The sequence below is a fragment of the Mycolicibacterium sarraceniae genome (genome assembly GCF_010731875.1).
GTDB classification, from domain to species: Bacteria; Actinomycetota; Actinomycetes; order Mycobacteriales; family Mycobacteriaceae; genus Mycobacterium; species Mycobacterium sarraceniae.
In genome coordinates this window covers 2848740-2863131 of record NZ_AP022595.1, presented here as the reverse complement: position 1 = coordinate 2863131, position 14392 = coordinate 2848740, and the positions used below count along the sequence as shown (strand labels likewise).

The 14392-nt window shown below is 60.7% G+C and carries 10 protein-coding genes; 4 read left to right on the top strand and 6 right to left on the bottom strand.

The features are described from left to right. Positions 1 to 2: 2 nt before the first annotated feature. The 5 genes from G6N13_RS14325 to G6N13_RS14310 form a co-directional block, all read right to left on the bottom strand. Complete coding sequence (locus tag G6N13_RS14325) at positions 3 to 818, bottom strand: TylF/MycF/NovP-related O-methyltransferase (RefSeq protein ID WP_163697994.1); 816 nt, start codon at positions 816 to 818, stop codon at positions 3 to 5. An 85-nt stretch (positions 819 to 903) separates the two neighbouring features. After that, positions 904 to 1695 (bottom strand): ABC transporter permease, encoded by a 792-nt coding sequence (locus G6N13_RS24135; protein WP_170310450.1) that lies wholly within the window; start codon positions 1693 to 1695, stop codon positions 904 to 906. Further along, on the bottom strand, positions 1692 to 2432 hold the full coding sequence (locus tag G6N13_RS24130; RefSeq protein WP_235677763.1) for an ABC transporter permease: 741 nt from the start codon (positions 2430 to 2432) through the stop codon (positions 1692 to 1694). Before G6N13_RS24130 ends, G6N13_RS24135 begins: the two co-directional genes overlap by 4 nt. An 11-nt stretch (positions 2433 to 2443) precedes the next feature. Then, a complete protein-coding gene (locus tag G6N13_RS14315) occupies positions 2444 to 3373 on the bottom strand; it encodes an efflux ABC transporter ATPase subunit, DrrA-related (protein ID WP_235677762.1) in 930 nt (309 codons plus the stop codon). Between the two features lie 124 nt (positions 3374 to 3497). Further along, positions 3498 to 4760 (bottom strand): glycosyltransferase, encoded by a 1263-nt coding sequence (locus G6N13_RS14310; RefSeq protein WP_163697990.1) that lies wholly within the window; start codon positions 4758 to 4760, stop codon positions 3498 to 3500. Between the two features lie 87 nt (positions 4761 to 4847). Here G6N13_RS14310 and G6N13_RS14305 point away from each other — a divergent pair, with 87 nt between their 5' ends. The 4 genes from G6N13_RS14305 (at position 4848) to G6N13_RS14290 (ending at position 12953) form a co-directional block, all read left to right on the top strand. Next, complete coding sequence (locus tag G6N13_RS14305; RefSeq protein ID WP_235677761.1) at positions 4848 to 6227, top strand: condensation domain-containing protein; 1380 nt, start codon at positions 4848 to 4850, stop codon at positions 6225 to 6227. 514 nt (positions 6228 to 6741) lie between these two features. Continuing rightward, complete coding sequence (locus tag G6N13_RS14300) at positions 6742 to 7161, top strand: MmpS family transport accessory protein (RefSeq protein ID WP_163702111.1); 420 nt, start codon at positions 6742 to 6744, stop codon at positions 7159 to 7161. Further along, entirely contained in the window at positions 7158 to 10037 is a 2880-nt protein-coding gene (locus G6N13_RS14295) for an MMPL/RND family transporter (RefSeq protein WP_163697988.1), read from the top strand. The genes G6N13_RS14300 and G6N13_RS14295 overlap by 4 nt, the downstream gene beginning before the upstream one ends. Further along, a complete protein-coding gene (locus G6N13_RS14290) occupies positions 10038 to 12953 on the top strand; it encodes an MMPL/RND family transporter (RefSeq protein WP_179964988.1) in 2916 nt (971 codons plus the stop codon). On the opposite strand, the gene G6N13_RS14285 is transcribed toward G6N13_RS14290, so the two are convergent. After that, positions 12950 to 14386 (bottom strand): sugar nucleotide-binding protein, encoded by a 1437-nt coding sequence (locus tag G6N13_RS14285; RefSeq protein WP_163697985.1) that lies wholly within the window; start codon positions 14384 to 14386, stop codon positions 12950 to 12952. The genes G6N13_RS14290 and G6N13_RS14285 overlap by 4 nt on opposite strands. Positions 14387 to 14392 lie beyond the last annotated feature (6 nt).

Sequence of the window (14392 nt, the reverse complement as noted above, 5' to 3'; positions counted from 1 at the left end):
AGCTACTTCCGCCACAACACGCCCGTACCGTCGATATCGACGATCTCCGCGGTGATGCCATGCTTGGTGCGGTAGTCGGTGACCGCCAGTTCGCACGCCTTGACCGCCAGGTAGTCATCGACGATGCAGAAGCCGCCAGGAGCCAGCCGCGGGTAGAGCGCGTCCAGCGCCTGGATTGTCGATTCGTACAGGTCGCCGTCAAGCCGGAGGATCGAGATCTGCTGAATCGGGGCGTCGGCCAGGGTGTCTTTGAACCACCCGGGGAGGAACTTGACCCGGTCGTCGAGTAGCCCGTAGCGCTCGAAATTCGACCGGACGTCGGCTTCTGACACGCCGAGGATACCGGCGGCGAATTCCGCCCTGATCCCCTTGTCCGCCTTGTAGTTTTCGGGATCCGACTTCGGCACGCCCTGGAATGAATCAGCCAGCCACACATTGCGTGTGTCGTCCCCGTAGGCGGCCAGCACCGCGCGCATCAGAATGCAGGCACCGCCACGCCACACGCCGCATTCGATCAAATCGCCGGGAACCTCGTCCTTCAGGACGGTCTCGACACACTCCTGCAGGCTCGTGAGCCGCTTCATTCCGATCATCGTCTCGGCTTCAGCCGGCCAGTCCAGGCCCAATTCACGCGCGTTGTAATCACGCACGCCCGCACCTCTGAACCTGGGCAGAAAAGTGTTGACGGTCTTAAGCAGGAGGCGGCGCCGCAGCGGCCACTCGGATGGGGTTCGCTCATGCATCCCGAATCGAGTCAGGTTGCGCCGAAGCAGGTCGAGGTACAGCGATCGGACATCGTATGTGGTGGCGGTCAACATTGGCCTATCTCGCAGGGGTCACTAGCGGCGCTGATTCTAGACTTTCACTCCACGGCGGGGTGTCGAGTTTCCCAAGATCAGATCCTTAACGTCCATATTCGGCAGCTGCGCGGTATCTGCGAACTGCCAGCGGCCCGATTATTGCCGCGAGCACCAAACCCCAACCCACTGTCATCAGGAACGGTTCCAGTGCCGGACGGCCTTGGGCGAGTGCGCGCATACTCTCAACCGTCGGTGCCATCGGCTGGAGCTCGAGCAGAGGCCATGTCCACGAAGGCAGGGATTCAACGGGGGGCGATCCAGAGCTGGCGAACACCGCGCTGATGGCAGGGAGCCCTAGCCAGATCAAGGTGGCACCTTGCTCAGAGCGCACCGCAATGGCGGTTACCGCCATCGAAAACACCAGGACCACCAGCACCGGCACCAGCATGAATGGGATCACCGCCAGCCAACTGCCTTTGAATCGGAGCCCAAGCCCGATACCGACCCCGGTGATCACAATGGTTCCCAGCAACGTGCGTACGGCCTCGGCAAGCAGTCTGCCGATCAGCGCGCTGGCCCGGTGAACGGGCTGCACCCACAAGCGGCTGAGCAACCCACTTTTGCGTTGGGTCGGCAGGCTGAGGCCCGCCGCCAGAGCGCCAGAGAATGCACCTGCGATCGCGCACGTCGGAACCAGGCCGGCGAGACTGTCGGTACCAGTGATCTGCAGTATCGACTTGCCGACCAACAAATAGTAAGTAATCAGCAGAAAGGTCGGGAATAACAGAGCCTGCATCGGCACCGTCGGAGAACGTCGCCATTGGGTCAGCAGTTGCCTGGCGAATACCAGACTCTCAACGACTAGTGAACTGCGTAGTGGCACGTCCGCGGTCATCGCACTCGCCTTTGCATTCGCACTGCGACTGTCCCGAATATCAGCAGCAAGCCGAAGCACCATGCCAGACTCGCCGCCAGATTGCTCCCCACCACGTGGCCGGCGGCGAACCCCCGGAGGGTCTCTGTCACTAGCGACACCGGCTGATAAAGCACGAACGGATGCAGCCAGTCGGGGAACGATTCGGCCGGCGCCATCCCGGTGGACAGCATCACTAGCATCATCTGGGGAATCAACAACAGCTGGCTGGATGCCCCACTTCTGCCGATCTCCGAAGCGGCGACACTCACCCCAGTCGCGTCGGCCGCGAGCGACAATGCCAGCGTCAAAACGAGGACAAGAGCAATAAACGCCAGCGCGTAACCGAGGCCGCCGAACAACCGGAAGCCCAGTAGATACCCAACCGCGACTGCGGACGCCAAGGCTACGGTGCCGCGAAAGACGCAATACAACATACGGGCTACCAGCGGCGTCATCGTCGATATCGGCATCGTGCGCAGCCGAAGCCCTAGCTCGGAGGAATTGTCTCGGGCGGCCCGGTCAACGGTCGTCAGGGCACCGAGAAAGGTCACCTGGACGATGATGACCGGGAGCACATATTGGGGGTAGCCAATTCCACCGGTGTCGATCACGTTGCGCAGGGCAAGGTTGAACACAACGAAGTTGCCGACCGAAGCGAAGACTGCGAACGGCAGATCGTCGCGCATTGCGCTACGCACGATCCGCTCGGTCAGCACGGTAAGGGCGCTCACGCAGTGACCTTGCCGGTCAGATGCAGGAACACCTCGTCCAGAGATGGTCTACGCAGCGAAATATCGACTAGCTCCACGCCGAGCTGGTCGACTCGGCGAAACACCTCGGTGACTGTCGCCATACCGTTGGGCGCCAGTACGGACACGGTGTTCTCTTCGTAGTCAGCCTGGACGTCCTTCAGATCGGCCACCACGGCGACGATCTTGGCTAAGTCGTCCGGATTGACCGGACTCACGGTGCAGTAGCTCATTCCCACTCGGCTCTTGAGGTCGTCGGCGGTTCCGCTTTCGACGACACGGCCTTCGTTCAACACCACGATAGAGTCGCTGAGCACATCTGCTTCTTCGAGATACTGCGTGGTGAGCAGGACGGTGACACCGTGCCCCTTCAACGCCGAAACCAAATCCCACACAGAGCGGCGGCTACGCGGGTCCAGCCCAGTAGTGGGCTCATCGAGGAACAGCACTTTCGGCGAAACCACCAGGGCTGCAGCGATATCGATACGGCGCATCATGCCGCCTGAATAAGTAGTCACCAGCCGATCAGCGGCATGTGTCATATCAAATTGCTCGATCAACACCCCTGCCCGCAGGTGGGCATTCTTGCGCGACATGCCCCGCAGCCTGGCAAACATCACCAGATTTTCCCGACCGGTCAGCTGCCAGTCGAGCGCAGCGAGCTGCCCGGTCATGGCAATACTCGAACGGACCTTCGCCGCCTGCCGCACCACGTCGTAACCGGCCACGACAGCACGCCCGGTCGTGGGCCGCAGCAACGTCGACAGGATGTTGATCATCGTCGTCTTCCCCGCGCCGTTATGACCCAGCAATGCGCACACCGACCCAGTAGGGACTGTGAGGCTCACATTCTGCAGTGCGCTTATTCCCCCGTCGAATGTCTTGCCTACCCCAACCAGCTCAATCACGAGTGCAGACGATACAACCGATGGATAGGAATCCGAGCCGGAAACCGGCAGATCGACAACGACGTAGAGGCTTTCTAGCGAATCAGCGTGTCGCGCCATACACCTTCACTCGCGTTCACTCGCTTCAGCCGCGACCCCCGGCAAAACGCTCGAGATGATCGGCGGCGGCGGTCACGCTTTGCGCGGGTGTGGCCATCCGGGGGGCCAGCTCGCGGGCCCGCGCGGCGCACTCGGGGGTGAGAATCGTTTGCAAATCAGCCACCAGCGTCTTCTCGGTGGCGCTCGAAAATCGCCGAGAGGTTCCGACTTCCAACCGTTTAAGGGCAGCGCCCCAGATCACCTGCACGTCGGCCATCCACAGCACCAGCGTCGGGACTCCGGCACGCAAACCCGCCGCCGTGGTTCCGGCACCCCCATGGTGTACGACGGCACGGCAGGACGGGAAAATCGTCGCATAATTCACCGCACCGACCACTTTGACATGGTCGAACTGCGCGACATTGCCGAAATCGGTCCATCCGGCACCAATCAGGGCTCGCTCGCCGAGCTGCGCGCAGGCACCGGCGATCATGGCGATCATGGCGGCCGGTGAATCGACCGGGATGCTGCCGAATCCGAAGAAGATCGGCGGTGTTCCCGAGGCAATCCACGACGCGACATCCTCGTCGGCGTCGGTAGCCAACTCCAACGTCAGGGTGCCGACAAAGGGTCGCTGCCCATCCCATTTCCGCCATTCATGAGCTAGGCCCGGGAACAGCACGTCGTGGTAAGCCTGGATCTCCAAGGAACCCCGTTCCGCGATCCGATCCGGCACCGGGCCGGACGCCCGCGGGAGACCCAATTTGCCGCGCTGCGCGTTGGCGATCCTGCTTACCCCGCGCCAGACCAGCCATTCGTAGAGCCGCATCGCTGAGCGGGTTACCGCCGCCGGCAGATTTCCGGCGAGCCGACCGTTGACCCGAATCGGAAACCACAACACGGTGGCCAGGGGAATCTGACAATATTCTGCGACGTCTGCAGCAAGCTCCTCGTAGCTGACTCCTGTGACGAGCGCATCCGCGCCTTCAGCCAGTGACACCAGCATCGTCGTCATGTCCGCCCACGCCTGGATGCCCGGCTCACGGGATTCACGGAAGTGCCGGACGACGTCGCGAACTCGCCAAAAATTACGGAAGAAATACGCCCAGAAATCCCTGGTGCCTTCCAGCCAGATTTGGGTGTCCGGCCCGTACGCGACGGCGGCCAGGCCAACGGATTCGGCAGAGCCGATCAAGTCAGGCGGCACGGCCAGCTGTACGTCATGCCCCCTGCGCATCAGCTCGCGGCCGAGCGCAATACCGGGCTCCACGTCGCCGCGAGTGCCGTAGAAGGCCAGTACCAATTTCATCGGCGACACGTTAAGTCTCGGGTCGTGACCTCAGCAAGCACGCCATGTTCCAGGCATGGGTTCGGCTACTGTGTCGGGGTGTCCGCTATGGGGAAGGGCCTCACAGACGCCAGCGCGCAGCCGGACAATCTGCTCCATCTCGTTGACCAGGCGTTTTACATGGGGCATAGCGCAGCAGGCCAGCAGGAGCTGATGCAGGTGTGTTGGCTCTACCTGCATCCCGTCGACCTCGATGCAATCAGGCGCTTTCATCAGGGTCTTGGGAACGGGCTACTGGGACGGCTCATCGAACGTTCTCCGCTGCCGTTCGGTCGATATAGATGGGTCACCGCCGGGGGACCGACTCCACTCGATATCACCGAGCCCGCCCGCCCGCGGGCCGAGCTCAGCGAGTGGTTCAACGAGCGCGCACGCCTCCCTTTGAATCCAGAATCTGGGCCCGGGTGGCGCCTGAGTGTCCTTCCCCTGACCGATGGCTCGACCGCAATCACCCTGGTGATCTCGCATTACGTGCTCGACGGGATCGGCGCCGTTCTTTCCGTCGGCGAAGCACTGCTGGGCATGAAGCGCGATCTCAACTATCCCCCACGTCGATCACGTCCTCAGGTCCGTGGCGCTGTTCAGGACGCCCGCCAAGCAATCCGGGACACCCTCGCAGTCGGCCGGGCGATCGCCGCAGCGATCAAAGAAGCACGCCGACGTCAACGGGAGGACTCGCGGTCGGCGGCACCGGAGCCCCTCGCCATCAGCGAAAGCGGCACCGACGACCCGATACAGGTGCCCAACGCCTGGATGTTCGTCGACTTCAACCAATGGGAGGCTCGGGCGGCAGCCCTCGGTGGAACGAGCAGCACCCTGGCTGCCGGGTTCGTCGCGAAACTTGCCGAGCGAATGGGACGTCCGCTTGGCCCGGACGGGACCGTAGCCGTGCAACTCGTGGTCAACGACCGGACCGCCGAGGACACCCGTGCGGTAGCGGTCGCGTTCACCCGGATCCGCATCGACCCAGCGCGGGTGACGACGGATCTAAGTACCGCCCGCGCTGACATCAAACAGGCACTCAAGACGCTGAAGGACGAGCCGGACGAATTGTCGCCACGGCTCGCGCCGCTCACGCCGTTCACCCCTAAACCTGCCTGGCGACAGATGATCGACTGGGCCATCGACGACCCCGACCGGCCAGTGGCCTGTTCCATTCTCGGCGACGTCGGCGATGTGGTAACCCGGATCGACGGCACCCTCTGCGAATATGCCTACTGCCGCGGAACGAGTCAGCATCTGACGCGCCGGTGGCTGGAACGTATGGGCGGCCAATTACAGGTATTGGCGGCCAGCTCGGCGGCAGTCGGCAAGATCCAGATCAGCATCCAGGCCTACCAGCCTGGCACCGTCACGACGAAACGTGACCTTCTGGAACTCGCGGAGCGCACCTTGTCCGAATTCGCGCTGACCGGCGAGTTCGAATAGTCCAACGCCCTCGTTTCGGCGGGCCCAAAATCCGCACGCACTAGCGAACGACACAGAGACTTCATACTTTGCCGAAACACGTTATGCCTAGCGGGACGTGCGTTACGATTCCGTCTCGCGTTGCGAAAGAGTCGTCTTGGAAGCGGTGCGGACACTCGATTCTCGACGCACTTAGCCGGAGTATCAGAGGCAATGTTCCTTTGTGGGAACCCCCCTCAGTGGCCTATTGACCCGCACGACAATCCCGGTAACGTGAGGGGGTGCCGACGACCGGGCAGATCGAAGTTCGACCTACCGGCAGGAAGGTAGAAGGGTGGATGTAGTGGTCGAAGGCAATATGCCCGACGTTGAGCCATCCCGCTCGGATGTCGCGACCGACGGCTTCCCCGTCGCAGACCACCACCCTGACGAAACCTTCGCAGCGGAATACCCTGAACCGTCCCCCGCGGTTCAGCGCTCAACTGGATCTCCAAAAAAGCAGCGTCGAAGTGCAGGATCAGCGCTCTTTGGACTACTGGCGCGACTTTGGATTCCCCTGCTCATCGCCGCCGTCATCGGCGCAGGTGGATTCACCGTGTCGCGGCTTCACGGCGTCTTCGGGGCCGAGACATCCACCCCGTACAGCGACACCAAGGTAAACCCGGGCAAACCGTATAACCCTAAGCACATCAGGTACGAGATTTTCGGAGCGCCGGGGACGCTAGCCGAGATCAGCTTTTTCAACGGCGACGGTGACCCGGAGCATCAGGTAGACGTCGCCCTACCGTGGTCGTTCGAATTCCCGCTTACCACAACCGGCAGCATCGGGAGTGTCGCCGCCCAAGGTGATAGCGACATGATCGGCTGTCGCATCATGATCGACGGCAAGGTCAAGTCCGAGAAGATCACCAATGAGGCGAGTGCGTTCGCCTCGTGCGTACTGAAGGCCGCATGACCAATCACCAGCTGTCCGAACGTCCGGGAGCGGTAGCCCGGGGAATCCGCAGATTCGCCATTCTCATCATCTTGGGCTGGTTGGCGATCGTTGCAGTCTTGACCACCCAGGTCCCCTCGGTGGAGCAGGTCGAGGCAGAGAACTCGGTATCCCTCAACCCCTCTCAAGCGCCGTCGATCAAGGCTGCGTTGCGCATGTCGAAGGATTTCGAAGAATCCCCCGACGGAAACGTCGCGACAATCGTCCTAGAGGGGCAACAACCCCTGGGCGACGAGGCGCACCAGTATTACGACAATTTACTTCGCCAACTCAAAGACGATCCGAAAAATATTCAGCGTGTGCAGGATTTCTGGGGTGACCCAGCCACCCGAGACGCCGTACAAAGCGACGATGGCAAAGCCGCATATGTGCAGCTGACCCTTACCGGCAATGCGGGTGAACCCGCGGGAAACCAAGCGGTTTCGGCCATTCAAAAGATCGTTGCGCAAACGCCGGCTCCACCTGGAGTCAAGGCGTACGTGACAGGGCCCGCAGCGGTCATTGCGGATATGGGTAACAGCGGAAACCGGACGATTGCGATCATCACGATCGTCAGCATCCTGGTGATCCTGGTGATGTTGCTCTTCGTCTACCGCTCGATCAGCACCGTGATTCTCCTGTTGCTGGTGGTCGGGATCGGCCTGCAGGTTGCCCGAGGAAGCGTCGCCTTCTTGGGCCACCACGGACTGCTTGGCCTAACCACCTTCTCGGTCAACCTGCTGGTGTCAATCGGGATCGCGGCGGGAACCGATTACGCAATATTTTTCATGGGCCGCTATCACGAAGCGCGCCAAGCCGGCGAAGACCTGGAAACAGCGTTCTACACGACTTATCGTGGAGTCGCCAAGGTCGTCCTAGCCTCCGGTTTGACGATCGCCGGCGCGGTCTACTGCATGAGCTTCACTCGAATGCCCGCGTTTCAAGCCATGGCTCTACCCGGCGCCGTAGGCATATTGGCCGTCATCGCGGTTTCACTCACATTATTTCCGGCAGTTCTTGCCGTCGCAAGCCGGTTTGGCCTATTGGAGCCGAAGCGAAAAAACACGGATCGCGGATGGCGGCGAATTGGCACCGCGATCGTGCGATGGCCAGGTCCCATTCTCGCGGCATCGATAGCAGTCGCGCTTGTCGGGCTGTTGACGCTCCCTGCATACAAACCCGACTTTAATGACCAGAACTTCCTTCCTTCGGGCATCCCAGCCACCGACGGGATTGCAGCCGCAAAACGGCATTTCCCACCTTCGGCATTGCAGGTACCCGATATCGTGCTCGTCGAGGCCGATCACGACCTTCGCACTCCTGCGGATTTCTTGACATTGAACAAACTCGCAAAGGCCATCCTAGCCGTCCCGGGCGTCGCCAAGCTACAGGCCCCCACCCGGCCAGGGGGAACCCCGGTCGCACACGCGACAATCCCTTTTATGATGAGCATGCAACAAGCCGGACAGCAGCAGTTCATGGTCTTTCAGAAATCGCGCATGGAAGACATGAAAAAGCAAGCAGAAATGTTGGGCGAAACCATCACAATCATGCAGCGCATGTATGAGCTCATGAAGCAGATGACGGCCACGATGCACTCCATGGTTGAGAAAACCCACGAAGTGCAAGAGATCACGCTCGAGTTGCGGGACCACATTGCGGATTTCGAGGATTTCTTCAGACCAATCCGGAATTATCTCTACTGGGAACCGCATTGTTACGACATTCCCCTCTGCTGGTCAATCCGAGGGATTTTCGATACACTCGACGGAGTTGACGCTCTTAGCGATAAGATGCGCGACCTGGTCGGTAATCTCGATCAACTCAATGTGATCATGCCGCAGATGATCGCCGATTTCCCAGAGATGATCGCGATCATGAAGACCATGCAGGGCATGATGCTGACTATGCATAGCACCATGTCTGGTGTGTTCGGCCAAATGGACGACGCAAATGCTAATCCAACCGCCATGGCAAAGGCGTTTGACGCCGCTCAAAACGACGATTCATTCTACGCACCACCAGAAGTTTTCAAAGACGCCGACTTCCAACGGCTCATGAAGACATTCATATCCCCGGACGGGAAAGCCGTCCGCATGTTCATTTCGCAAAAAGGCGACCCCTCATCAGAAGAAGGCGTAGCGCGGGTCGACGAAATCAAGACGGCTGCCGAGGAGGCGCTCAAGGGAACGCCCCTGGAGGGCTCCGCAATCTTCGTTACCGGTGCGGCGGCACTGGTGAAAGACACCACTGAGGGTTCCAGCTACGACCTCATGATCGCGGTCGTAGCGGCGATTTGCCTGATTTTCATCATCATGCTGATCATGACGAGAAGCCTGATCGCCGCACTGGTGATCGTCGGAACGGTCTTGCTGTCCCTCGGCGCATCTTTCGGGCTATCCGTCCTTGTCTGGCAATACCTGTTGGGCATCCAGCTGCACTGGTCCGTCCTCGTGATGGCAGTGATCCTGCTTTTGGCGGTGGGATCCGACTACAACTTGCTGCTGGTCTCTCGGATGAAGGAAGAAGTGGGCGCCGGAATCAACACCGGCATCATCCGCGCCATGGCCGGCACCGGCCGAGTTGTCACCAACGCCGGCCTGGTATTCGCATTCACCATGGCTTCCATGGTGGTCAGCGATTTGGTTAGCATCGGCCAAGTCGGCACGACGATCGGTTTGGGCCTGCTGTTCGACACACTAGTCGTGCGCGCCTTTATGACACCGTCGATCGCGGCCATTCTTGGGCGCTGGTTCTGGTGGCCACAGCGAGTACGACCACGCCCTGCCAGCACAATGCTTCGGTCCTCCGGACCTCGCCCTCTGGTGCGCGCCTTGTTGCAGAGCCAGCAGCAGTAGGTGGCGGATCCACAAGTGCAGGACAAGGCCGCTTTCGCGCGGGTGATTCGCAAGTCATCTGTGCTCATCATTCTTGGCTGGGTCGCCTTGACGTTGCTCGTGACGTTCAAAGTCCCGTGGCTGGAGACTGTAGGCCGAGACCATTCCGTCCCATTGGCGCCCCGCGATGCCCCGGCAGTGCAGGCCATGCAGCGTATTGGCGCGAATTTCCAAGAGTCCAACTCCGATAGCTTCGCGATGCTCTTAGTGGAAGGGCAACAGCCACTCGGGGACGAAGCCCGCACGTACTACGACACGGTGATTCGCAACTTGCGGAGTGATCCGGCGCACGTCGAGCACATTCAGGATCTGTGGGGAGATCGAATCACCGCGGGGGCCGCCCAAAGCCCTGACCAAAAAGCCGTATACGCACAACTGAATTTGGCCGGCGACCAGGGCACCACGCTGGGCCACGAATCTATTGCCGCAATCCGTCATATCGTTGAACAGACGCCACCCCCACCCGGCGTTAAAGCGTATGTCACCGGGCCGGCGGCGCTTGCCAGTGATATGCAACTCGCCGGTGACAGGTCCATCCTGAAGATGACAGCCCTCGCCGGACTCATCATTTTCATTGTATTACTCATTGTCTATCGTTCGATTATGACCGTGCTCATGTTATTGCTCACGGTTGGTATCGAATTACTCATCGCGCGGGGTATCGTCGCGTTTCTCGCTGATCGTGAGATCATTTCACTATCGACGTTTGCGATAAGCCTACTGGTGGCGCTCGCAATGGCTGCCGGAACAGATTACGGGATATTTTTCTTCGGGCGCTACCAGGAGGCGCGACAAGCCGGCGAAGACAGGGAAACGGCCTACTACACAACATTCCGCAGTGTGGCGCCGGTGGTGTTGGGCTCCGGTTTGACTATCGCCGGAGCCATGTTGTGCCTGCGTCTGACCCGGCTGCCCATCTTTCAGACCATCGGCGTGCCGTCTGCCATCGGATTGCTCGTCGCTGTCGTGGTCGCGCTCACGCTGATTCCGGCGGTATTGGTGGTCGGCGGCCGTTTCGGCTTCGCTGACCCCAAGCACCGGATCAAGGCTGGCAGGTGGCGAAGGATCGGCACTGCGATCGTCCGCTGGCCGGTGCCGATACTCACCGCGGCGCTGGCAATAACCCTGATCGGACTGATCGCACTGCCCGGCTATGTCACCAGCTACAACGATCGTGCGTACGTGGCGGGCGATGTGCCGGCCAATGCGGGGTACGCGGCCGCGGATCGCCACTTCAGCCAGTCGCGAATGCTGCCCGAAATTCTGATGATCGAAACTGATCACGATATGCGAAACCCGACAGACTTTCTTATATTGCACAGACTTGCCAAGGCGATTTTCAAGGTTCATGGAGTTTCGCGGGTACAGGGCATAACCCGGCCCGAGGGGACGCCAATCGAACATACGTCGATACCTTTTCTCATTGGTATGCAAAACGCGGGCATGCAAGACAGCATGAAATTCATCAAGGGCCGCGTCGATGATATGCGCAAGATGGTGGACATGCTGTCCAGGCAAATCGTCCTGATGAAGCATATGTACGAATATCAAAAACAGCTCAATGCCATCACCCATAATTCGATTGGCGTGACAAGAGACCTGACTGCCCTGGTCTCCGATATGCGGGATTACGTCGCGCTGTTCGATGATTTTTTCCGACCCATTCGTAATTATTTGCACTGGGAGCCGCACTGCTACGACATTCCGATGTGTTGGTCGATTCGGTCGCTGTATGACGCGCTCGACGGCATCGATGGGCTCTCCGACAAAATGAAAGAGCTCTTGGCCGATGCGGTAAGTATGGACGACCTGATGCCGCAGATACTCGAGCAGATGCCGAAACTGATCGCGGTCCAAGAACAGATGCGGACAATGATGCAAACCATGGTCAGCACCATGTCCGGCAGCTTTGGCGTCTTGGACGACACGACCGAGAACACCAACACGATGGGACAGGCATTCGACTCAGCAAAGGATGACGATTCGTTCTATCTGCCGCCAGAGGTGTTTCAGAACGCAGACTTCCAGAAGGCGATGAGTTCCTTCTTATCTCCCGACGGCAAATCAGCCCGATTCATCATTTCCCAAAAGGGTGATCCCTCAACGCCTGAGGGCATCGCCCGTATCGACAAGATCAAGCTTGCGGCCAGCGAAGCGCTCAAAACGACTCCCCTGTCCAGCGCCAAGATTTATATCGCCGGTCCAGCATCGACATACAAGGACTTTCAGGATGGTTCCAAATACGACCTTTTGATCGCGGTCGTCGGTGCGCTCTGCCTGATCTTCGTGATCATGCTCGTACTCACGCGAAGCTTCATTGCCGCGCTGGTCATCGTTGGCACGGTCGCGCTCTCGCTGGGCGCGTCATTCGGGCTATCGGTGCTGATATGGCAATACATCCTCGGCATCAAACTGCACTGGATGGTGCTACCCATGTCGGTGATCGTGCTCTTGGCCGTCGGCTCCGACTACAACCTGCTGCTGGTGTCCCGAATGAAAGAGGAACTTGGCGCTGGCATCAAGACCGGCATAATCCGGGCGATGGGCGGCACCGGCAAGGTCGTGACCAACGCGGGCTTGGTGTTCGCCTTCACGATGGGGGCGATGGTGGCCAGCGATCTGCAGATCATCGGCCAGGTCGGCACCACCATCGCTCTGGGATTGCTGTTCGACACCCTAGTGGTGCGATCGTTCATGACACCGTCGATCGCCGCGCTGCTCGGCCGGTGGTTCTGGTGGCCGCAGGTTGTTCGTCCGCGTCCCGCCAGCTTCATGCTTCGCGACTCCGGGCCCCGTCCGGCGGTGCGCGCCCTGCTGTCGGCACCGGAGGAGCGCGAGGAGGCGGTCACCGCCGCGCTCCCCAAGTCGTCGGGCTAGCTGGTCACTCGCGCCTCGCGGACTTCTGCCGCAACGTAATTCACCAACGTCTCGTCAGCGGTGGCCGGCACGAATCCGGTGGACTCGATTTTCGCCAGGTCCAGAACACCGCGGAGGGGCCGCGGCGACACCGGATTCGTGGCCGTGCCGAAGTACTGCTCGGTCGATACACCAGTCACCCGGCGCGGATCGTGGCCCGCCAGCTCGAACGCGCGTCGCGCAATATCGGCCCATGAGGTATCCGGGCCTGCCCCCGTCACGTTGTACGTCCCGTACGGCGCACGACTGGAGAGCAGGTGGCGGATCGCCCGGGCCAGCTCGGTGGTGAACGTCAGGCGGCCGATCTGGTCGTCGACCACCGCCGGATCGACACCCTTCTCGGCCAGAGAAAGCATGGTGCGCACGAAGTTTCGGCCCTCGCCGATCACCCACGAGGTACGCAAGATGTAGTGCCGTGCTACCGTAGCGATGACCTGGTCGCCGGCAGCTTTCGTCTGCCCGTACACGCCGAGCGGGGCCATCGGATCGTCCTCGCGGTAGGGCCGCGTTGACGTGCCGTCGAACACATAGTCAGTCGAAACGTGCACGACAGTCAGCCTGTGCTCGGATGCGACCCGTGCCAGATTCGCGACGCCGGTGACGTTGGCGGCCCACGCGGCAACACGCCCCTCGGCGGTCTCGGCTACGTCCACCGCGGTGAAGGCCGCGGCGTTGATGATCGTGCTGTACTCCTGCCACGGGCGCGCCGAACCGAGATCGCCTGCAGTGAGATCGAATTCAGGCAAGTCGACGAACTCGACATGCGAAACGCCGGCGTAGGACTCGCGCAGCGCCCGGCCCAGTTGCCCGTTGGCACCGACAACCAAGATCTTGCGTGGCTGGACGGGGACGACCTCGGACAGCGGCCCCTGGGCCCGGTCCTTGGCCGACAATTCTGCTCGCTCCAGGGGGATGGGCCAGTCGATCGCAATGGTCGCGTCACCCGGGTTCAGCGAGGTGTAGACGCCGTCCGGTGAGTAGTGATCGTTGACCAGATAGGTGTAGGCAGTGTTGGGCTCCAGCGTCTGGAATCCGTTGCCAACACCCTGCGGAACGAAGACCGCACGCGAGGGGTCTATCTCGGCAGTAACCACCGTCCCGAACGTCGGGCCATCGCGCAGGTCGACCCACGCGCAGAAGATCCGTCCGGTGGCGACCGAGATGTACTTGTCCCACGGTTCGGCGTGGATACCGCGCGTGGTGCCTGCCGATTCGTTGAACGACACATTGTTCTGAACAGGCCCGAAATCGGGCATTCCGGCGGCCACCATTTTTTCGCGCTGCCAGTTCTCCTTGAACCAGCCGCGGTTGTCGCCGTGAACCGGCAGATCCCAGATGGTCAGACCCGGGATGGCCGTGCTGACCGCGCGCAGCGTCTTGCCGAGCTCCGTCATCGCTCC